The organism is Paenibacillus sp. NPDC093718, assembly GCF_050279985.1.
Classification (GTDB): Bacteria; Bacillota; Bacilli; order Paenibacillales; family Paenibacillaceae; genus Paenibacillus_AQ.
Genome location: NZ_JBNNUS010000008.1, coordinates 125796 through 146526, shown reverse-complemented (window position 1 = coordinate 146526; position 20731 = coordinate 125796). Strand labels below are relative to the sequence as shown.

General features: G+C 50.9%; 18 protein-coding genes and 1 riboswitch. Of the genes, 1 reads left to right on the top strand and 17 read right to left on the bottom strand.

What is annotated here, in order from left to right:
- The 13 genes from ACQKPA_RS23445 to metA all read right to left on the bottom strand — a co-directional run bounded on the left by ACQKPA_RS23445 (position 1) and on the right by metA (position 15299).
- Complete coding sequence (locus tag ACQKPA_RS23445) at positions 1 to 687, bottom strand: response regulator transcription factor (protein ID WP_427494910.1); 687 nt, start codon at positions 685 to 687, stop codon at positions 1 to 3.
- Between the two features lie 129 nt (positions 688 to 816).
- Positions 817 to 2451: a S1C family serine protease gene (locus ACQKPA_RS23440; protein WP_427494909.1), complete on the bottom strand. Its 1635-nt coding sequence runs from the start codon at positions 2449 to 2451 to the stop codon at positions 817 to 819.
- 159 nt (positions 2452 to 2610) lie between these two features.
- Complete coding sequence (locus ACQKPA_RS23435; protein ID WP_071217857.1) at positions 2611 to 3264, bottom strand: response regulator; 654 nt, start codon at positions 3262 to 3264, stop codon at positions 2611 to 2613.
- An 18-nt stretch (positions 3265 to 3282) separates the two neighbouring features.
- Positions 3283 to 4365, bottom strand: a complete 1083-nt coding sequence (locus tag ACQKPA_RS23430) for a sensor histidine kinase (RefSeq protein WP_071217856.1) — start codon at positions 4363 to 4365, stop codon at positions 3283 to 3285.
- A 5-nt stretch (positions 4366 to 4370) separates the two neighbouring features.
- A complete protein-coding gene (liaF, locus tag ACQKPA_RS23425) occupies positions 4371 to 5495 on the bottom strand; it encodes a cell wall-active antibiotics response protein LiaF (protein WP_427494908.1) in 1125 nt (374 codons plus the stop codon).
- A 198-nt stretch (positions 5496 to 5693) separates the two neighbouring features.
- Complete coding sequence (locus ACQKPA_RS23420; protein WP_071222739.1) at positions 5694 to 5894, bottom strand: hypothetical protein; 201 nt, start codon at positions 5892 to 5894, stop codon at positions 5694 to 5696.
- A gap of 131 nt (positions 5895 to 6025) precedes the next feature.
- Entirely contained in the window at positions 6026 to 6547 is a 522-nt protein-coding gene (locus ACQKPA_RS23415; protein WP_427495049.1) for a 3D domain-containing protein, read from the bottom strand.
- Positions 6548 to 7176: 629 nt separating this feature from the next.
- Positions 7177 to 9114, bottom strand: coding sequence for a threonine--tRNA ligase (gene thrS, locus ACQKPA_RS23410; RefSeq protein ID WP_194544311.1), 1938 nt, complete (start codon positions 9112 to 9114; stop codon positions 7177 to 7179).
- A 465-nt stretch (positions 9115 to 9579) separates the two neighbouring features.
- Positions 9580 to 10485: a putative sporulation protein YtxC gene (locus ACQKPA_RS23405; RefSeq protein WP_427494907.1), complete on the bottom strand. Its 906-nt coding sequence runs from the start codon at positions 10483 to 10485 to the stop codon at positions 9580 to 9582.
- Positions 10486 to 10685: 200 nt separating this feature from the next.
- A complete protein-coding gene (mqnC, locus tag ACQKPA_RS23400; protein ID WP_015737124.1) occupies positions 10686 to 11819 on the bottom strand; it encodes a cyclic dehypoxanthinyl futalosine synthase in 1134 nt (377 codons plus the stop codon).
- 135 nt (positions 11820 to 11954) lie between these two features.
- Entirely contained in the window at positions 11955 to 13175 is a 1221-nt protein-coding gene (locus ACQKPA_RS23395; RefSeq protein ID WP_427494906.1) for an aminotransferase class I/II-fold pyridoxal phosphate-dependent enzyme, read from the bottom strand.
- Positions 13172 to 14356 carry a PLP-dependent transferase gene (locus tag ACQKPA_RS23390; protein WP_427494905.1) on the bottom strand — a complete coding sequence of 395 codons (1185 nt, stop codon included), beginning with the start codon at positions 14354 to 14356 and terminating at the stop codon, positions 13172 to 13174. The genes ACQKPA_RS23395 and ACQKPA_RS23390 overlap by 4 nt, the downstream gene beginning before the upstream one ends.
- A 25-nt stretch (positions 14357 to 14381) precedes the next feature.
- Entirely contained in the window at positions 14382 to 15299 is a 918-nt protein-coding gene (gene metA / locus ACQKPA_RS23385; RefSeq protein ID WP_427494904.1) for a homoserine O-acetyltransferase MetA, read from the bottom strand.
- Positions 15300 to 15431: 132 nt separating this feature from the next.
- Positions 15432 to 15561, bottom strand: a riboswitch (SAM riboswitch).
- 441 nt (positions 15562 to 16002) lie between these two features.
- Between metA and corA the strand changes: the two genes are divergently transcribed.
- Positions 16003 to 16938 carry a magnesium/cobalt transporter CorA gene (gene corA / locus ACQKPA_RS23380; RefSeq protein ID WP_427494903.1) on the top strand — a complete coding sequence of 312 codons (936 nt, stop codon included), beginning with the start codon at positions 16003 to 16005 and terminating at the stop codon, positions 16936 to 16938.
- A gap of 69 nt (positions 16939 to 17007) precedes the next feature.
- Here corA and ACQKPA_RS23375 read toward each other — a convergent pair whose 3' ends face one another.
- The 4 genes from ACQKPA_RS23375 to modA form a co-directional block, all read right to left on the bottom strand.
- Positions 17008 to 18033 carry an HRDC domain-containing protein gene (locus ACQKPA_RS23375; protein WP_427494902.1) on the bottom strand — a complete coding sequence of 342 codons (1026 nt, stop codon included), beginning with the start codon at positions 18031 to 18033 and terminating at the stop codon, positions 17008 to 17010.
- Positions 18034 to 18218: 185 nt separating this feature from the next.
- A complete protein-coding gene (locus ACQKPA_RS23370) occupies positions 18219 to 19115 on the bottom strand; it encodes an ROK family protein (RefSeq protein WP_427494901.1) in 897 nt (298 codons plus the stop codon).
- 94 nt (positions 19116 to 19209) lie between these two features.
- Positions 19210 to 19893 (bottom strand): molybdate ABC transporter permease subunit, encoded by a 684-nt coding sequence (gene modB / locus ACQKPA_RS23365; RefSeq protein WP_260068152.1) that lies wholly within the window; start codon positions 19891 to 19893, stop codon positions 19210 to 19212.
- Positions 19890 to 20729 (bottom strand): molybdate ABC transporter substrate-binding protein, encoded by an 840-nt coding sequence (gene modA, locus ACQKPA_RS23360; RefSeq protein WP_427494900.1) that lies wholly within the window; start codon positions 20727 to 20729, stop codon positions 19890 to 19892. The genes modB and modA overlap by 4 nt, the downstream gene beginning before the upstream one ends.
- Positions 20730 to 20731: the final 2 nt, after the last annotated feature.

Genomic DNA, 20731 nt, shown 5'->3' with positions numbered 1-20731 from the left:
CTAGTTATCTCCTCTTAAAATATAGCCGGCTCCGCGGATCGTCTGGATCAGCCGTTTACCTCCATGTTCCTCGGTCTTTTGCCGGAGCATGGCGATGTAAACCTCCAGCACGTTGGACTCCCCGCTGTAGTCATAGCCCCATATTTTATCCATGATCAAATCGCGCGACAGCACCCGCTTCGGATTTTGCATAAACAGATGCAGCAGCTCAAATTCCTTGGCGGTGAGCTCCAGTCTTTGCCCGCTGCGAATGACTTCCCTTGCATCGGTATCCATCACGAGATCCTCGAAGGTCAGTCGGTGGTTAGAGCTATCGTCCCCGGTTTTGCGGCGCAGCAAGGCCCGTACGCGGGCAAGCAGCTCCTCCAGCGCGAAGGGTTTGACTAAGTAATCATCCGCTCCGGTATCCAGTCCCTTGACCCGATTCTCCACCTCATCCTTCGCCGTCAGCATCAGCACCGGTGTCGTGCTTCCGCCTTCCCGGAGTCTGCGCAGCGCTTCAAATCCATCGACTTGAGGCATCATGACATCCAGAATGACAACGTCCGGGTCCTCACTCAAAATTACTTTCAAGCCTTCCGCTCCGTTGGACGCGGTCAGGACGTCATAGCCCTCAAACGCAAGTCCCCTGCGCAGCATCGAAATAATCTTCTCATCATCATCTACAATTAATATCCGGGATCGCATAGCGGCATCTCCTCTATCTTCTAGCGTTAAATTTAGTACGACGTTACAATCCCATTATATCGGTCGCCTCAAGGACAAGACAAGCGGAAGGGAACGGTCCCTTCCGCTTGTTGTCACGCCTATCCAGGGTTACGGTTGCTGTTGTTGCTGCTGTTGTTGGGATAGGTCAAACTTATTACGGTCCCCGATCGTCAGCGGCAGATCAATCTTCTTGCCGTTACGAACCACATTCAGCGTAATTTTGTCTCCAACCTTCTTCGATTGTATGAATTCAGTCAGATCCTTCGAGGTCGGATATTTCGTCCCGTCCACGCCCACAATGATGTCATATTGACGCAGGTCCGCTTCATAGGCCGGCGATCGGAATACGACACCGTCAACATAAGAGCCTTCCGTTACGTCGGTGCCCAGGGACTGGGCAATTTGCGGAGTGACCGTTCCCAAGGTTGCCCCTATAAACGGAACCGGCTCTTTCGGAACTTCCTCATTGTTCTTCAGGTATTCCACAACTTCCTTGATCGTGCTGGACGGAATCGCAAATCCGATCCCTTGCGCTTCCGCGCTGACGGCTACGTTCATCCCGATAACCTCGCCCTTCAGATTGAGAAGCGGTCCACCGGAGTTACCCGGATTAATCGAAGCATCGGTTTGCAGAAGATGCTCGTAATTACGCTCAGCTTCGCCGTTCGTTCCTTGAATATCGATCTCGCGTTCCTTCGAGCTAAGTACGCCTGCGGTTACCGTATGTTCAAAACCGTGCGGGTTACCGATGGCAACAAGCCATTCACCGACCTTCAGCGAGTCAGAGTCACCTAGCTGCACCGATGGAAAATCGGCCCCTTCGATTTTCAGAACGGCTAAATCGAGCTCATAGCTGGAACCAAGCAGCTTCGCTTCATAAGGCTTTTTGGTACCCTGTACCGTTACTTGAATCACATCTGCGCCATGGATCACATGCTCATTCGTCAAAATGTATCCCGACTTCTCAAAGATGAAACCCGAGCCGATGCCTGAAGGCTGAAGCTGGGATTCCTGACCTCCGTTGTTGCTGCTTCCACCGTTTCCGCCATTTCCTTCCTGGCTCGATTGACCACCGCCGAAGAAGTACCAGAACGGATCATTCATGTTCGGATTCGTGCTTTGACGATTGCTGCTGTTTACAAGCGTCTCGATCAGCACGACGGCTGGACTCGCCTGATCCACAACAGCCGATACATCTCCTTGACCCGAAGGAATCATGGCCGATGCCGTAGTAGCTCCGCCGTTATCATCAACGTTAGCTGAGGTTTCCTGTGCTGGCTCCGATGAATACGCCGCATCAGGTGTAAACAGGTTCGTGCGGTCAGCGGCAAACATCAGGCTTGAAATAACAAGGACACCAGCCAAAAAGGACAACAGCACCGTCTTCACGGAATTTTTAGGCTTCTGGCTGTAATTCCATTCTTTGTTTCTTTTCATCGAATCCATAGGCCCGCCGCCCCCTTGGCTTCCGGAGGAATGTGACTGCGAGAAACCGGAGGATGGAATCGGTTTAACCGGCTGCGGAGCGGTAACCTCCACTTCCTGCGATTCCCGGCTCTGATATGGTCGCTCTGTCTGCTGATCATCGCGTTCATTGGGTATGGACTGAAACGGTCCGTAAGAATAGTAATAAGACGAATTCTTCGTGGATGCTTCCTCACGTCTCGGTGCTTCATTGTTATTCGACTCGTTGTTCATTCCCTCATCATCCGGATACCCGTAGCGCTTTCTTTGGTCGTCCATAGGTCTACCTCCTATTTAAAATCACTTGCTTCCAAGTGGTTTAATTGATTAACTGTTCTTATTGTGTACTATAAACCTTAATAGTACCTTAAAAACAATTAAAAGGCAGATAAAAAGAAAGCCGGGCGGCGTCAAGGGAATCTGATCCGAATAGAGTCGCTATATTTTGACCCATCCCTTCCGATGGGCATAAATCGCCAATTGCGTGCGGTCTTCCAGTTCACACTTCATCAGCAGATTGCTGACATGGGTTTTAACCGTTTTAATGCTGATATGCAGCTCTTCGCCGATCTCTTTGTTGCTCTTGCCCTCGGCAATGAGCAGCAGCACTTCTTTCTCGCGCTCGGTAAGCCCGGAATCATCGCCGTTCACCATATGTCGGCGGATCCCGCGGGTGAGTGCTTCCGACACGTCTTTGGTCATGACCGGCATACCCCTGAACGCTCCCTGAAGAGCGTAGATGAGTTCGTCAGCCGAAACGGTTTTCAGTACATAACTGACAGCCCCCGCCTCAATGCACTCAACCACAAGCTCATCTTCAAGAAAGCTGGTCAGAATCACAATCTTCTGATCCGGGAACTCGGACATGACCGCACGCGTGGTCTCCGCCCCGTTCATCACCGGCATCATCAGATCCATAAGAATGAGATCAGGCCGGTCTGCCTCATCCCCATTTCTTAGCATATCAACAACCTCTTGGCCGTTAGCTGCCTCTCCGATCACTTCAAATCCCGGATCCAGCGACAAATACGTTTTCAATCCCATACGAACCATATCATGATCATCCGCCAGCAATATCCGAATCGTACCCATAATGATGTTGTCCCCTCTCTACTCCACTGGCTCAGCCAGCTCTTCCTGTTCCTTGCTCTCTTCCGCAGCCGGTCCCTGATTGCCCTCGGCCTCAAACAGCGGAATATTTACACGAACTGTCGTTCCTGCACCCTTTTTGCTTATGATATCGACCTGGCCACCAAGCTTTTCAGCCCGTTCACGCATCGTGGACAGCCCGTATGAGCCCTGCTTGCCTGCCACCTCGTCAAACCCAATCCCGTCGTCACTGATGCTTAAAATAACACGTTTCTGATCCTCACGAAGCGACATGCTGACAAGGCTTGCACCGGCATGTTTCACAATGTTGGCTACGGCTTCCTGGATAATCAGGAACAGCTGATGCTCAATCGCATCGGATACCCCGCCGTAAAGTTCCACATCCTTCATGCCCTTCAGGCCATTTTGGCGGCAGTAATCCGGAAACCACCGTTCGAGTGCCTCCTCCAGGGTTCTTCCTTCCAGTTCAACAGGCCGAAGCTGTGCAATCAGCGCCCGCATCTGCTTCTGTGCCACGTGAGACATCTCAATCAACTGACCGAGCACTTTATCGCCGTGCTCCGGGTTTCTCTTCAGAACCGCCGGAAGCGATGAAGCCGACATATGAATCGCGAACAACTGCTGGCTGACCGTATCATGCAAATCCCTTGCCATCCGGCGTCGTTCCTCAAGCACCGCGGCTTCCGCGGCGATCTCTTTCTCAATGACATCCTGCTCGCCCAGGCGCTGCAGCAGCTTCATCTTCTTCTCCAGCGCTTCCGTCATTCCGTTAAACTCATCATATACTCTGGCAAAAGAACCGTCTTCCATAGCCGGCAGCCGCACGTTCAGATTTCCTTTGGCAACCTGCAGCATGTTCAGATGGAGCAGGTCCAGCGGTCGCTGAATGCGCTGCCCCGCGATGTATCCCGCAATCCCCGTAAACAGAAGTACACCGACCGTGTAATACACCCACAGCCGGTTATCTTCAATATGTATGTAGCCGGATTGGTTTGCTGTATACAGGAAAACAGCAACCCCGGCTCCAATCAACAGAAAGTAAAACAGTATCACCCATTTGGTATTTTTCAATATTCCCATCATAACGGTTATCCTACCCTATTCACTTTGACATCACCGATAAATACGCTGACGGTGATTCGAATTTTCTTGCCCGCTTCCCTGTAATGCGGGCTTTCAAGGCCCGCATTGCTCATAAAGCCGCTGCGGCTTTCCTCCAGCACCTTCATATCGCCAATGAAGGAGTTGGTCGTGACATGAATGCCAACATCCGAATCATTCGGAACGAATACTTTGACATCCCCGATAAACGCCGAGATGTTGATTTTCGTTTCTCCGTAAGGGATTTGAGCTTTGGTCAGATCCAGCACCGTATCACCGATGAACTGGGAGATATTTGTCGGCTTCAGCTGAAAATAATCTTTTCCCATATGCACGTCCCCGATAAAAGAGGACTTGTTCACCGCATCATGGCTGTGCCAAGATTGATGATGATGGTGTTGATGGTGTTGATGTTGGTGCTGTTCATCCTTATAATCCGATCCGTTGCCGTAGCTTTTGCCGTTATCGTCAAAATCCACATGAACTCTGAACTTGCTGCGATCCTGATGCTCCTGGCGCGGGCGCTCCTGCTGCTGTCCCTGCCAGCGGTAACCCTTGCCCTGCTCATGAAAATCCGGTGATCCTAGTTCGCGATCGGGCAGGGTATTCTCAGACTTGTCAGCCTTGTCTGGCTTGCCAAATCTCCGTTCGAATTCTTCATCCAGGGAAGAATCCAGCGGACGCGCTTCAGGCGGATCGGGAATGTCGTAATGGTTGCTACGATGCGAGCTGAAGTCATCCGGACTTGGCGGTGATGGCGGCGGCGTATGAGGTTTCGGTTTGAAAATGACCTGCAAACCAAACCCAATCAGCATAATTGGAATCGCATACTTGATCAGATCGCCAAATGAGAAGTCAATCAAATTCAGGTTTTTTCCAAGAAAATACGATCCGATAATGATCGGCACGACGGAGCCCCATAGTGCCCCTCCACGGGCATAAATTAAGCTTTGCAGCCCGAACCAGATGATGAATACCGGCCAAAAGGTCGAGAATATATAACCAAGGTCCACATGTATCATATCAAGCTGATTTAGAAGAAACACCACACCAATACCGATGAGCAGCAAACCGTTGCTAAGCTGGCTCCATCCTTTTCTACTCATGGTCATCCCCTTGCCTTCCAGTTCTATTTTTTCTTAACTACAGTGTACAACATATTGCGATGAACAGGTTAGCGGCGGTGGAATGAAGTTGATCTCGGTCTAGAGACTGAGTCCATAGATAAAAATGGTAGGAGTGCCATAATAAAAGACCCCCGCTAAAGCGGAGGTCTTATTTTTGCACGAACGGGCGCTGGCATCTACACCTTAACGGTTTGCAGAATGGTCCCCTGGTGTGTTCAGTTCGCCAAACTCAGCATCAAACTTCTCGTTCGGTTTTTTGTAGTTCTCTTGAACTTTGGAATTCCCTTTTGGGTTGCTGGCTATGCTGGTATCTTCAGCAAACTCAGCGTTAAACTTTTCATTCGGCGTTTTAAAGTTTTCTTGTACCTTGTTCTTTTTAGCCACAGTATTCACCTCCCTGTTCATATGCAATACCATCATCCTCTTCAGGGGTTTGGCCCCCGAAAAGTAGTATGTGATGAACAGGGAGGCATTATTCTTAAATGTTTACTGCCAATCTATGCGCCAAAATCACCCTAAATGGCTTCCTCCAGAACGGATGAAGGCAGGAAACGATAGGTTTCGATCGCGGTATCCAGTGTTCTTAGCATTTCCTCCGTGCATTTGCCGCTTCCGGTTTTAATGACCTGTACCTCGACGTCCTTCTTCCCCCACTCCTTGAACACTTGTTTGGTTGTGGAGAAATAAAGATCGATTTTTTGCCCTTTGATCGCTGATCCGATATCCGCTACGATTCCATAACCATAACCCGGTATATAGAGAATACTGCCAAGCGGAAATACATCCGGATCCGCGGCAATCGTTGATAGCGTATTTCGATCCCGCTTCACCTTCACCCCGGAATAGGTGATTCCATATTGAGGATGTCCCGGCTTCTTCCCGGTCGATTCATAACCCGCCGTATAGCCCGTAGCGGTTACCTTCACCGTATGCAGCACCTGGTCCTCCCTAGGCGCAAGCACGGGCATGGATTCGCGTTTCTTGCCAGGTACGCTGGCCTTAGGCCCCGTATCCGGAACATCCAAGTATCTATTCATATCGCTAAAACCTGCTACTCGAAGCGCATAGAAGCGAGACATTTCCACGTAATCGGAGCCTTGAATTTCCCCGGACGGATCATACACATTTCTTAAGTCTGTTGAATCATAGGATTCGCTTAGAATCAGATTATGGGCATCTACTATTGAAGAACCTGCACTGAACAAGACGGCTGATAAAATAAAACCAGCAAAAAACCTCTGCCATTTTTTCCATTGGATCATGTGAGTACCTCCCCCTTACTAGCGAGGGTTCCCACTTCCCAAATAGAATATACGTGATGGCAGAGGTTTGCATGTCCCTTCGTTACTTAAGCTTTATAGAGGTTGTTCAAAAAGTCCGCTTTTGATAAGAAAACCTCTATCGAGGCCACTTCAAGGATGAGCGACCGCGATGGATAGGTAGGTTTTCTTGCGATATAGAATTTCATCAGCTCCACTGATAACTCATAAATTCTATATCTAACACGAAGCGAATCAGGAAGCAGCTCGGCATCGAATCTTGAATTCAGCCGGGCCTTCCGGTGCTCACGTACCCAAAACGTACGCTCCGCTCCTCACTCCCTAGCTTCATCCAACCTTCTCGGTGCTGAAAATCGACCTTTTTGAACATGCACTTAAAGCTAAACTTAAACGACGTGGGTGTTAATCTCTTCACGAAGCTTGAGGATGATCTCGTCGAGCGGCTGGGCACCGATGTCCCCTTCGCCGCGTTTGCGAACGGAAACCGCGCCCGCATTTTTCTCGTTCTCGCCAACGATGAACATGTAAGGAATCTTCTCGAGCTGCGCTTCCCGAATCTTGTAGCCCAGCTTCTCGTTGCGAAGATCCGGCTCTACAGAGATACCGGCGAATTGAAGCTTCTCGGCCACTTCCTTGGCATAATCTTCAAAGGCATTGGAGACCGGAATCACTTTAACCTGTACCGGTGACAGCCACAGCGGCAGCGCACCCGCAAAATTCTCAAGCAAGAACGCAGTGAAGCGTTCCATGGTTCCCAGAATACCGCGGTGGATAACGACCGGACGATGCTTCTGGCCATCGTCGCCGACATATTCCAGCTCAAAGCGCTCAGGCAGCAGGAAGTCGAGCTGAACGGTTGACAGCGTCTCTTCCTTGCCTAGAGCCGTACGGATCTGAACATCGAGCTTCGGACCGTAGAAGGCAGCTTCGCCTTCGGCCTCATAAAACGGCATATCCAGGCTCTCGACGACTTCGCGCAGCATGCGCTGGGACATTTCCCACATTTCATCATTCTGGAAATACTTCTCGGTATCCTGCGGATCCCTGTAAGAAAGACGGAAGCGGTAGTCATGGATGCCAAAGTCCTTGTAGACGGTCATGATCAGCTGAATGACCCGTGCAAACTCTTCCTTGATCTGATCCGGGCGGCAGAAAATATGCGAGTCGTTCAACGTCATCGCGCGCACCCGATGCAAGCCGGTCAGTGCGCCGGACATTTCATAGCGGTGCTGCATGCCAAGCTCAGCAATACGGATCGGCAGATCCCGGTAGCTGTGCATATCGCTCTTATATACCATCATATGGTGAGGACAATTCATCGGACGAAGAACAAGCTCCTCGTTGTCCATCTCCATTTTCGGGAACATATCTTCCTGATAGTGCTCCCAGTGACCGGAGGTTTTGTACAGCTCCACGTTTCCGAGCACAGGCGTGTACACGTGCTGGTACCCGAGGCGCTCTTCCATGTCCACGATATAACGCTCCAGGGTACGGCGCAATTTCGCTCCGTTTGGCAGCCAGATCGGCAGACCTTGTCCAACAAGCTGAGAGAACGTAAACATTTGCAATTCCTTGCCCAGCTTACGATGATCGCGCTTCTTGGCTTCTTCCAGCAGATGAAGATGCTCATCGAGCTGCGCTTTTTTCACAAAGGCCGTACCGTAAACGCGCTGAAGCATTTTGTTCTTGCTGTCGCCGCGCCAGTATGCGCCTGCCACGTTCATTAGCTTGAAGACTTTGATCTTGCCGGTTGAAGGGACATGCGGTCCACGACAGAGATCAAAGAATTCGCCTTGCTCATAGATCGTAATAACGCTATCCTCAGGCAGGGCATTTATCAGTTCCAGCTTGTACGGATCCCCAAGCTCGCCGAAGATGCGCAGCGCTTCCGCACGGCTTACTTCCTTGCGGACAATCGGAAGATTCTCGCCGATAATGCGTTCCATTTCCTTTTCGATCTTTTGCAGGTCCTCCGGATTCAAAGGCTCCTCCAGATCCATGTCATAATAGAAGCCGTCCTCAATGACCGGACCCACGCCCAGCTTTACTTCTTTCGCTCCATACAAACGCTTGGTTGCTTGAGCCAGCAAATGCGCTGTACTATGGCGCATCACTTCAAGCCCTTCGGGTGTATCCTGCGTTACGATTTCGATCAAAGCTCCGTCCTGAAGCGGTGTCGAGAGATCCACGACAATCCCGTCCATTTTTCCCGCGACCGCATTCTTTCTAAGTCCGCTGCTGATTGAAGCAGCCACATCCTCAATACTGCTGCCCGCCTCATACTCCCGTACGGAGCCGTCAGGCAATTTAATGCTAATAGCCACCTTGTATTCCTCCCAAGAAAAAGAATTTCACGTTTCTTCCATATATGAAGGACGCGTTAGTCTCCCCGCGAAGACAGGCATGGACCCCTGAGGTGCTTCGCCTGGACTCAACGAAAGATACCGGAACATGCAAAAAACACCCGTCCCGCGAAGGGACGAGTGTTATACCCGTGGTTCCACCCTAATTCGATCTCTTCATCACCTTATGTACCGGGTACATAAACGATTAAGATCCTTCATCAGCATTGAGTAACGGTCATGAACCGGTGAAGCCTACTCATCCGCATTCATCATGACGTGCGGGTTCGACGACACAGCTACAAAGGGGTAAATCAATGGTGAACCGGAGGAAATTGCAGCCGAGGTTTCCTCTCTCTGAGCGGTCAAATCCAAAATTGATTCATGTCTTTGTCAGAGCTTTTACGTGAATTTATCAGTAATTATAATCCTGACCGCTTCGATGCGTCAAGTCATCATTCGTCCGCTACCGAGAAGCGCGCTGCATTCGGGACAGCTGCAGCATACTTCGGCGCGGTTATCAAAGATGTGGGCCAATGTCACGATGACGGGAAGCTCAGGCTGCCTCGTGTGGATAATCATGCGGGCCGGAGATACCGAAATCAGCGTACTGACCACCATATCTTCAATCTCCATATCCTGGTCCAGCCTTTCCATAACGAGTCCTTCATCCCGAGGGCGTTCAATCGGGCGAAGATTGCCATCCAGCAGCAGGAACTCTTCCTCCCCCTTATGAATGACGTGAACCAGCGGCATTTTGGGCTCCTGAAAATAAACAAAATATTTCAGCAGGCTGACGAACTCCTCGTACTGCTGATCGAGCATAAATTCATCCACTGCATACTCCGCCATCTCGCGGAGCTCCTGTTCATAGGACTGAAGCCGGAAGGTTATAAACCCATCCAGATTAAGCTCTGGCGCCTCGTTCAGGCATTGATATATGCCTTCGGACAGCTTGCGTCTGCGGCTCTGCCAGAAGTCCCCGGACGGGCCATCCTCTTTTTGCAGGAGCATCAAAAACCACTGCAGAATCCGCCCCGCTTCCTCCTCATCATCAAACTCGAATTCCGAGAACATTAACCGTGCAGCAATCTCCTGCTCTTTCTCTTCCATAATATAAGCAGTGACTGCTTCGGCAGTGAGCCGGCGCAGCGTGTCGGCTGATGCGGTCCAAGAGGACAGCGGAAGCTTGCCGGAGCACGTCCAAATCACGCGGTCATCCGAAGCGCTGAATGTGAATTTCAGCTGCTTGCATTGTTTATGTAGCTCTTTCTGCTTGTCTGACAATATACGGTGAAACGCCTTTTTCTCGTCTTCCGTCCGTGTACCGACAGAAATTCTGAACAGTTCCATGGAATCACTCCTTTCGAGTTCCCTTTTCAGTATATGGGGACCCGCTCGGGGATATACGGAACTCCTGCTTGGAAAAACAAGCAAGTCCGGAGAATATCTAATAAATGGCGTGCATACTAAACTATACTTTCTGATATCTGAATATAAAAAGGCGGACCGAGTTGCTCGGCCCGCCTTGCGGATCTTCATGAAGTATAAAATTAGTTCTGCATGACGAAGTCGCGCTCAACGGTGCTGTTATCTTCGAACACGCGCAGAATATCATACCGGGTGTTGCGTTGAGCCGGAATGTTGCCGGTCTCCCGAATCAATTGAATAATCGATTCAATATTGACCTTATACACGGCTCCTGCGGAGGAAACCACGTTCTCCTCCATCATCGTGCTGCCAAAGTCGTTGCAGCCGTAGCTGAGTGACAGCTTGCCGATTTCAGGTCCCATCGTTACCCAGGACGACTGCAGATTCGGAACGTTATCGATCGCTAAGCGACCGATGGCTACCGTCTTCAAGTACGCCTCCGGCGTTTCGCGCTCGCGCTTAAGGTTCGTATTGTCCGGCTGGAACGTAAATGGAATGAAGGCCAGGAAGCCTTTGGAATCATAACCGTTCTGAATGCATTCATCCTGCGCATCACGTACGCGAAGCATATGTAGCGCACGCTCTTCCATCGTTTCGCCCAGACCGATCACCATGGTAGCCGTCGTGTTCATGCCGACTTTATGGGCCGTTTGCATGACATCCATCCACTGGCGCCATGTGCCTTTCAGACGACTGACCTTTTTGCGGATACGATCATCCAAAATCTCGGCGCCGCCGCCAGGCAATGAGTCCAGACCCGCGCTGTGAAGCTCGCGCATCACCTCTTCGAGCGTAAGCCCGGAAATCTCCACCATTTTCATAATTTCCGCCGGGGAGAAGGAATGCATCGTGATGTTAGGGAACCGCTTCTTAATGTTGCGAAGCAGGTCGGTATAATAATTGAAAGGCAAATCCGGATTGACGCCGCCCTGCATCAGAATTTCAGTACCGTTCACATCCTCGGTTTCCTGAATCTTCTGGAAGATTGTTTCATCGGGCAGTACATAGCCCTCGGAAGAGCCGGGTCTGCGATAAAAAGCGCAAAAACGGCAGAATACATCACATATGTTTGTGTAATTGATATTCCGGCCGATAACAAATGTCGTGATAGGATCCGGATGCAGACGCTTTGTCATCACATCCGCCGCATGACCAATTTTCTCAATCTCATCACTTTCAAAAAGCGTTACGGTATCTTCCAGGTTCAAACGCTCACCGCGTAAAGCTTTATCCAATATACGGTTTACCGCACTCATTCTTGCAGCCTCCCTACTTAGAGCAAAATAACAAATCACCAGCAAAACATTTTCTATCTCATCCTACCACAATCCGGCATTAAAAACGACATCCCGTCCGTGACAGGATGCCGAATTCTATGATTTGGCAAATCTTTAGTAACTGGCAGCAAAAGCCCGATCCAGATCAGCAATCAGATCGTCCACATCCTCGAGTCCGACCGAGAAACGGAGCAAGCCATCCGTAATTCCGCGTTCATGCCGAACCTTGTCGCCCATGGCCGCATGCGACATCATTGTCGGATACGACAGGATGCTCTCCACGGCTCCCAGGCTGACCGCTACCAGCGGCAGCTTCACATGGTTCAGCACCTGCTTGGCGCGTTCGCCTGAGCCGACGTCAAAGGAGATGACCGCGCCATAACCGCTCGATTGCTTCTCATGGACTTCACGTCCCGGATGATTCAAGAGGCCAGGGTAGTACACTTGCTCAATGTCGCTTCTCCCTTGCAGCCAGGCCGCCAGCTTGGCCGCGCTTTGCTCGGAGTGGGCCATACGTGTGCTGAGCGTCTTCATGCCGCGCATAAGGAGCCAGGAATCCTGGACCCCAAGCACCGTGCCCAAACCATTTTGCAGCTGCTTCAATCGGTCTCCAAGCTTCTGGGTTCTGGCTACCGCGAGACCTGCCAGCACATCGCTGTGCCCGCCTAGGAATTTGGTCGCGCTGTGGATGACGATATCCACGCCGAATTCAATCGGACGCTGGTAAAACGGCGTCATGAACGTATTATCCAGCAGGGTAAGGAGGCCATGCTCCTTCGCCCAATCCGTCACCGCACCAATGTCGGTAATTTTCAAGGTCGGGTTCGAAGGGGTCTCCATATAGACGGCTTTCGTATTCGGTTTGAGGGCAGCCTTCACCTGATCCAGATCGGTCATGTCGACGAAGGTGCTCTCGATGCCCATACGGCTTAAAATGCTGGTCAGCAGGCGGTAGGTTCCTCCGTACACATCCTCCGTCACGATCATATGATCCCCTGCACTGAGCAGCATGAACGAGCTGGAGATCGCTGCCATACCGGAAGCATAAGCCAAACCGCGTACGCCTCCCTCCAAGAGGGCGATATAATCCTCCAGCGCCTGCCTCGTCGGATTGCCGGAACGGCTGTAATCGTGTTGCGGCGGGTTAAAGATGTCTTCATGATGAAACGTCGAGGCTTGATAGATCGGAACGCTTGAGGCGCCGGTTGCCCGGTCGATTTCTCCGCCGAAATGCAATAGTTTCGTCTCGAAACGGAGTTCTTCTTCGTGTCCCCGTTTAGCTGCTAACTGCTTGGTTTGCGTTTCCAAGCCGGATGGACCTTTATCGGTGCTCATTCTCCCGTGCTCCCTTCCACTTCAGCCATGGCTGCGCTCAGTGCAGCATCCAAATCCGCGATCAGGTCATCCGCATGCTCGATGCCGACCGAGAACCGGAGCAAGCGGTCATCCACGCCGATCGCTTCCCGAATCTCAAGCGGGATGTCCGCATGGGTCTGGACGGCAGGGTATGTCATCAGGGACTCGACGCCCCCCAGGCTTTCTGCGAACGCAATCAGCTTAATGTGCCGCAGCACGGGCTCCACATAGCGGGCGTCCTTCACCTTAAAGGAGAAGATGCCGGTGTTGCCGCTGGATTGACGATTCTGGACGTCATGTCCCGGATGATCCGGCAGGGCAGGATAATACACCTCGCTGATCGCTGGGTGAGTTGTCAAAAACGTTGCCACTGCGGTTGCATTCGTCTCGTGCCGATCCATGCGCAGCGCTAGCGTCTTCATTCCTCTCATCAGCTGATAGGAATCCGTCGGGCTTAACACCGCGCCGATGGAGTTATGAAGGAAAGCCATCTCCTCCGATAGTTCCTTGCCCTTTGTTACGATGATACCTGCCAGCACATCGTTATGTCCTCCCAAATACTTGGTGGCGCTATGTATAACGATGTCCGCCCCAAGCTCAATGGGTCTTTGGAAATACGGAGTCAAAAGCGTATTATCCACAATGCTGATCAGTTTATGGTGCCTTGCCCACGTACAGACGGCTTCGATATCCGTAATCATCATAAGCGGATTGGTCGGCGTTTCGATAAATACAGCCTTCGTGTTCGGCCTTCTTGCCCCTTCCAGCGCATCCAGGTCATTCGTATCCACGTACGTAGCCGTTACGCCGAACTTGGACATAATCCGCTCCAGCAGCCTATACGTCCCTCCATACAGATCCAGCGATACAATCAGATGATCCCCTTGACCGAACAAAGCAAAAATCGTCTGAAGGGCAGCCATGCCCGAGCTGCAAGCAAAGCCGGCATCGCCGGATTCCAGCTCGGCGCAGGCGTCCTCCAGTACCGACCGGGTCGGATTTTTCGTACGGGCGTAGTCAAACCCCGTGCTCTGGCCTAATTTGGGATGGCGGTATGCTGTAGCCTGATAAATCGGAAAATTCACGGCTCCGGTTACCGGTTCTTGCACCGAGCCGATCTGTGCCAGCCGGCTCTCTATATTAAAAGGTTTCTTCTCCATAGACAAACTCTCCTCCCGTACACTGCTATATTTGCGGACCAATATCGTATGGCGTTTCCTGATATACATAGTAATTGAGCCAATTAGTAAATAATAAGTTTGCATGCGCCCGCCATATGGACGGAGGTGTCCTTGTTGGATCATTATTCGGGTAATAGTTGCGCGGCAGCTCGATGTCCATGCCTTTGGCAACGTCCCGGTCATACTCCCACTTCAGAGAGTCTGCATCATACTCGGAATGCCCTGTGGCAAAAATCTGCTTTCCATCCCGGCTTGATACCAAATAAATGCCTGCTTCCTCGGACTCGGACAGGATGACCAAATCGTCAACGCCTGTAATGTCTTCGCGCCGAACTTCCGTATGACGGGAATGCGGAACAAAGAACATTTCGTCAAATCCGCGGAGCAGCTTGGTACATGTTTCATTGATCGTATGCGGAAATACGCCGAAGCATTTTTGCTCGAGGCTGTATTTCGGCACGCCGTAATGATAATAAAGTCCGGCTTGCGATGCCCAGCAGATATGGAGCGTGGAGGTCACATGCGTCTTGGTCCATTCAAAAATTTCAGTAAGCTCATCCCAGTAATTCACTTCTTCAAACTCCAACTGTTCGACCGGAGCTCCTGTAATGATCATGCCGTCAAAACGACGGTTCTTCACTTCTTCAAAGGTTTTGTAGAATGATTTCAGATGCTCAGCGGACGTATTCTTCGAAACGTGCGAACTCGGGTGAAGAAGGACAACATCCACCTGGAGCGGGGAGTTACCGATCAATCGCAGCAACTGGGTTTCCGTCGTTTCCTTGGTTGGCATCAGGTTCAGAATAGCGATCCGCAATGGGCGGATATCCTGATGAAATGCGTGACTCTCATCCATGACAAAAATGTTTTCTCCAGCCAGAACTTCCTTTGCCGGCAAGGCATCCGGAATTTTAATCGGCATCGTGGCTCACTCCTTCGAAATATGAAATGATACATCCATAAAAGCTGTGAGAAAGAGCGTTAGACTGTATAAACGCAAGAAGACCTTTCTCGAAGTAGAGAAAGGTCATCATATACGTATCACAATGCGCCTCTCTCATCTGTCAGACTATACAACGGCTTCGAAGAAGCGTCGTATCTCCTGCAAGAATTAGCACCGTGCGATGTTGCCGCCGGTTGCCGGGTTTCATAGGGCTAGTCCCTCCACCTGCTCTTGATAAGATTTCGCTTTATTCAGTTGTCTTAAATTGTTCGTAATTGATACTTACTTTAAATCATTCCCAATTTTTCGTCAAGAACCTTTTCATAAAGTCCGTCACACTTCACCGAAGGTTTCCATACCCTGTACAAATGGCCCTTGGCTGCACCGGATTTCAACTTGAAAGGTCCTACACCCGGCGTTATACTAGACAAGTGCTGTTTAAAACCGAGTATGAAAGAGGTGACATGGAAGATGGACGGTGACCCGAGCCAGAAACTGGATGCACAAGACGCACAACCGCATAGGATTAAGATCAGCTTACCGGCAGAGGGCGGCGTTATTTTTCATGCGCTTTTTATCGTATTCTAACCTTCCTTGATTATGCCCGTATACCGGTGGGCTGATATCCTGTGCCTTTACTGCTTAACCAAGCAGCTTGTATTTGAAAAAGGAGTGATATCAGATGAAAATCCGGTTGGTCGATTCGGGCGTATTTACCCCTATTGATGACATCGAAATGACGCTGACACCTCCGGCCAGCGGCTTCTACTGGCTGGATGCGGACGTGGATGATTTAGCCGAACTGCAGCCCCTCTTCTCCCTGCATGATCTTGCGGTTGAGGATTGCCTCAGCGAAGAGGAGCAGCGTCCCAAAATTGAAATATACGAGAGCCACTATTTTATCGTCGTGAACAGCATCCGGTTTGACGACGAAGAGATTTTCCTTCGGGCATTGAATGTTTTCCTGGGCAGACATTTTATTATTACGGTGACCAAGCAAAAGATCCACGAGCTTCGCACCGTTAAACCGCTTCTCTGGGAGGATGAAGTCAGCACGCCTGACCGCTTCCTCTATCTCTTGATCGATCTCGTGACGGACAACTATTTCTCCGTTGGGGACCGCATCGAGGCGCGGATTGAAAAGCTGGAGGAAGACATTCTGATGCATACCAAAAAATCCCACCTAAGCGAGATCATCGGTCTGCGAAGCGAGATTCTTTGGTTGAAAAAGGTGCTTGGACCGCAGAAGGAAGTTATCAATACGCTGAACAAAAAAGATCTCCGGCTAATCGATGACCAGCTGCAAAAATATTTCAGCGATATCTATGAAAATGCTGTGAAAATTTCCGAAACATTCGAGACTTATCGGGATCTCATGGGGAACCTTCGAGAGGCTTACCAATCCAGTATCGCCAATCGGGCCAATGAAATCATGCGCGTGTTTACCGCCATTACAACGATCTTCATTCCACTGACGCTGATTACGGGCATTTACGGCATGAACTTTGACAATATGCCTGAGCTTCACTGGGAATATTCTTATTATGTAGTTATAGGCGTCATGATTTCTGCCGGTGCTCTCATGTTTTATCTGTTCCGTAAGAAAGACTGGATATGAAAATACCGAAAGAATCAGGACGGATCTCCTTGCTTACAAGGGAATCCGTCCTGTTTTCGTTAGCTGGAATTAGCCTGCGTTCGCTTTACCAGGTTCTTCTCGCCGGAAGCGAATCCTTATCAGGCGCAGCCGCTCATACAGCTTCTCCGTTCCGCCAATCTCGTCTATCTCTCCATTTCGGGCTTGTCCTTCTCCATATACCCGTTGTAATACGGGTTTAAGAAACGTATCGCCCAGTTCTTCAAAAGCCTTCCATACCGTCGCCTGCTCTGTAGCCGTCATCGTATTCAGCTCAACCTCCAGCAGCTGCTCCGTATCATACCCTTCCTTCTCAAGGCCCTCCAATTCCTCAACCAAATCTCGACGAGATAACGAAGTGCGTTCTTCCAGCTGGGTCAGCGAAGCTCCCTCAGCTATGCCAAGCAGCATCGTACGGCGGATTCGGAAGCGGTCCAGCTCTTGCTTGTATCGCTGCTCCTTCTGCTTATACAGCCAGGACAAGAACACCTCTTCCTGCAGCTCCTTATCAACCCAATCCAGTGGAAAGGTTGTGGTTCGCTCGATTCCTGTCGTGATCTCCAGCCACTCCGCCCCATGCTCTGAAGACTTGCTGATCCCGATTCCCGGAAGCTGCAGCAGCTCTTCCTCATTCTGAGGGATGAAGGCGCTAATCATGCGCAGCACCCGATTGCTGGCAATGAAATAAGGTGCTTTTCTTCCGGAGGCCGCCTTTCTCCTGCGCCAGGCACACAGCTCCGTGTACAGCTCCTCCGAGCCATACAGCTCACTGTAGCACTGCAGCTTCTGCACACCAAGATTCTTGCCTCCAGTCTCTCCCGGTTCGTGGAATACCCCCTCCACAAGCGGCCGGAACCCCTCTCCAAGCTTCTTCGCTAATTGATGTCGGTACACGTACAATAACTCATTCCATGAGTTTCCTTCATACCACTCATCATCGAATACTTCGCCGTCCGCTTCCATGTTCCGCCAACCGAGCCGCCATCCTCCCTCTTCCTCACCGATCCATACTTGAGCAGAACGGAGGTGACCTGACTCATCCGCTCCGCTCATCTGATTCATGAATACAATTTGCATCCCTCGAATACCTCCCGTTTACGCATTCAGCACAACGATGGAACAACGCAAAAAAAGCACCTCTCCTCCGCCGCAGCGACAAAGAAAGGTGCTTCCCGTTCCATACGTTATACTGTTGAATTCATAATACCATAATCTGTAATAAAATCAAACCCATTTTGGCTCACTCTATATAAGAAATAAAGTTAAGCTTGAACGCTCTTGGCCTCATCTACTGCCAGCTTGGCCAACGCCAATGCGCCGCAGAGACCTGCGTTATCGCCGAGCATCGGCGGAACGATGAATTGATCAATCCCGTCATGAAGGCTTGGATGCTGTACATATCCGGCCAGCAGCTCCTGAAGCTTCGTGCGGATCAGCGGGAACAGCTGCTCCTGCTTCATAACGCCTCCGCCCATCACGATTCGCTGAGGGGACAGAATGAGGACATAATTCATCAGCGCTTGTGCCAGATAATAAGCCTCCATCTCCCAAGCCGGATGATCCGGCGTCAATTCCACACCGGGAACTCCCCAACGTTTGCCAAGAGACGGTCCGGCTGCAAGCCCCTCCAGACAGTCTGCATGATAAGGACAGGTCCCTTCATACCGGTCTTCCGGATGGCGGCGCACATAAATATGCCCCATCTCCGGATGAGACAATCCGTGGATCAATTCACCAGCTACCACGGCGCCTGCTCCTACTCCCGTTCCGATGGTGATATACAGACAGCTATCCAGTCCCTGGGCAGCTCCCCATGTATATTCTCCAAGAGCTGCTCCGTTTACATCGGTATCAAACCCTATCGGAATATGAAAACGCTCTTCCAATGCTTTGACAATATTGTAATTGCTCCAATGCGGCTTCGGTGTGGTTGTAATGCAGCCATAAGTCGGGCTGCCCTTCACCGGATCAATCGGTCCGAAAGAACCGACTCCGATCGACTCTATATCCTTATCAGCAAAAAAGTTAAAGACGTTTGCCATGGTTTCTTCCGGGGTTGTTGTCGGGAAGCTCACTCGCTCCACAACCGTTCCATCCTCCATGCCCACGCCGCAAACGAACTTGGTTCCTCCTGCTTCAATTGCTCCAAGTAAACTCATGCTTCTTCCATCCTCTCCACGATGTGCTGTGCCTTGTTCTCTATATAGTTGCTAACAAGCTCTATTCGAAGCATATGTAAACATTGTGCTCCCGTCAAGTCTGCCCGCCTCTTTCTCTGCTTCTGCCCGTTCCTGACGCGGCCAGTAACAGCCATGAGAACAAAATAATGACCGCCGTCCACGCCCACGCCAGCCCGCTCTCGCCATTGCTTACCGCAACGTAAATCGCTGTGGGCAGCGTTTGCGTAACGCCTGGTATATTGCCTGCAACCATCCAGGTTGCCCCAAATTCCCCTAAACCTCTGGCAAAGGCCAGTATGAACGCCGAAATCCCCGCCCTGCGAACAAGCGGCAGCGTAATCCAGCGAAGCACCTGCCATTCGCCGGCTCCAGCCGATCGCGCCGAATCCTCAAGTTCCGGGTCCACGGACTCAAAGCCCACCCGCATGCTCTGATACACAAGTGGAAACGAAACCACTATTGCCGCTATGACCGCGGCACCCCAACTAAAAATGATGGGCCTGGCAAACAGCCATTCGGCAGCTGAGCCTATCCAGCTGTTTCTGCCCAGCATGACAAGCAGAAGAAAGCCAACTACCGTAGGCGGAAGCACGAGCGGAAGCATCAGCAGCGTTTCTACCGCCGTCTTGCCGACAAACGAGCGCCGGGACATCCAGCGCGCTGCTGCTGATCCCAGTATAAATGCAATGATGCTGGACAGCAGTGATGTTTTTATCGACAGCCATACCGGCATCCAGAACATTTCGGTCGTGGTCACGGCGACGCCTCCGCTACCTCAAATCCAGCCTCCGTGAAGATATCCTTGATCTCGGGTTTCCGCATAAATTCAAGGAGCGCCTCAGCCTCCTGCGGATGCTTGGCATTATCGGGAACCGCTGCAGGATATTCGATTGGTTGGTGCTTGTCCGGATCGACCTCAAGCGCAAGCGCTGCCTTGGTGGAACTCTTCAGATCGGTTTTGTACACAAAACCGGCGTCCGCATTCCCCGACTCTACATAAGCCAGAACTTGCGTCACGTCCTTGGCATACACCGCCTTGGATTCTACATCATCCCAAAGGCCTTCATTCTGAAGAGCCTCCTTGGCATATTCTCCGGCCGGTACAGTATCCGGCTGCCCAATGGCCAGAACGCGCACTTCGGGTTTTAATAAATCCGGTAATTGCTTCACGTTCTGTTTGCCGACAGGCTCAATCAGCACCAATGCATTTCGAAACATCAACTGAACCGCATCGGATTGCACGATCCCCTTCTCGACCAATCGATCCATCGGCTCCGTTGCCGCGGATATAAACAAATCTACGGGCGCCCCTTGCTCAAGCTGTTGTCCAAGAGAGCCCGAACCGCCGAAATTATAACGCAGCGTAACATTCGGAAACTCCGTTTCAAATCGTCGTCCGGTCTCTTCCAGACTGTATTTGAGGCTTGCCGCTGCCGAAACCATAACTTCCACCTTCTTCTCGGCCCCTGAGGGCTGTTTAGAGGTATCGGTTGAAGGAGACTGATCGGAGGCACATGCCGATATAAGAAGCAGTGCCCCGAGCAGTAAGCCGGTCAAGATTGATTTTCTTCCGAAATTAAATCGTCTCCACATGA

Bases quoted from the DNA above. Each gene is read 5' to 3' on its own strand.
- ACQKPA_RS23390 (WP_427494905.1), bottom strand. From the start codon at position 14,356: ATGGAGAAGAAACCTTTTAATATAGAGAGCCGGCTGGCACAGATCGGC.
- ACQKPA_RS23445 (WP_427494910.1), bottom strand. From the start codon at position 687: ATGCGATCCCGGATATTAATTGTAGATGATGATGAGAAGATTATTTCG.
- ACQKPA_RS23430 (WP_071217856.1), bottom strand. From the start codon at position 4,365: ATGATGGGAATATTGAAAAATACCAAATGGGTGATACTGTTTTACTTT.
- ACQKPA_RS23375 (WP_427494902.1), bottom strand. From the start codon at position 18,033: ATGCAAATTGTATTCATGAATCAGATGAGCGGAGCGGATGAGTCAGGT.
- ACQKPA_RS23405 (WP_427494907.1), bottom strand. From the start codon at position 10,485: ATGGAACTGTTCAGAATTTCTGTCGGTACACGGACGGAAGACGAGAAA.
- ACQKPA_RS23440 (WP_427494909.1), bottom strand. From the start codon at position 2,451: ATGGACGACCAAAGAAAGCGCTACGGGTATCCGGATGATGAGGGAATG.
- ACQKPA_RS23415 (WP_427495049.1), bottom strand. From the start codon at position 6,547: ATGAATAGATACTTGGATGTTCCGGATACGGGGCCTAAGGCCAGCGTA.
- ACQKPA_RS23435 (WP_071217857.1), bottom strand. From the start codon at position 3,264: ATGGGTACGATTCGGATATTGCTGGCGGATGATCATGATATGGTTCGT.
- corA (WP_427494903.1), top strand. From the start codon at position 16,003: ATGAAAATCCGGTTGGTCGATTCGGGCGTATTTACCCCTATTGATGAC.
- metA (WP_427494904.1), bottom strand. From the start codon at position 15,299: ATGCCGATTAAAATTCCGGATGCCTTGCCGGCAAAGGAAGTTCTGGCT.
- mqnC (WP_015737124.1), bottom strand. From the start codon at position 11,819: ATGAGTGCGGTAAACCGTATATTGGATAAAGCTTTACGCGGTGAGCGT.
- modA (WP_427494900.1), bottom strand. From the start codon at position 20,729: ATGTGGAGACGATTTAATTTCGGAAGAAAATCAATCTTGACCGGCTTA.
- ACQKPA_RS23395 (WP_427494906.1), bottom strand. From the start codon at position 13,175: ATGAGCACCGATAAAGGTCCATCCGGCTTGGAAACGCAAACCAAGCAG.
- liaF (WP_427494908.1), bottom strand. From the start codon at position 5,495: ATGACCATGAGTAGAAAAGGATGGAGCCAGCTTAGCAACGGTTTGCTG.
- ACQKPA_RS23370 (WP_427494901.1), bottom strand. From the start codon at position 19,115: ATGAGTTTACTTGGAGCAATTGAAGCAGGAGGAACCAAGTTCGTTTGC.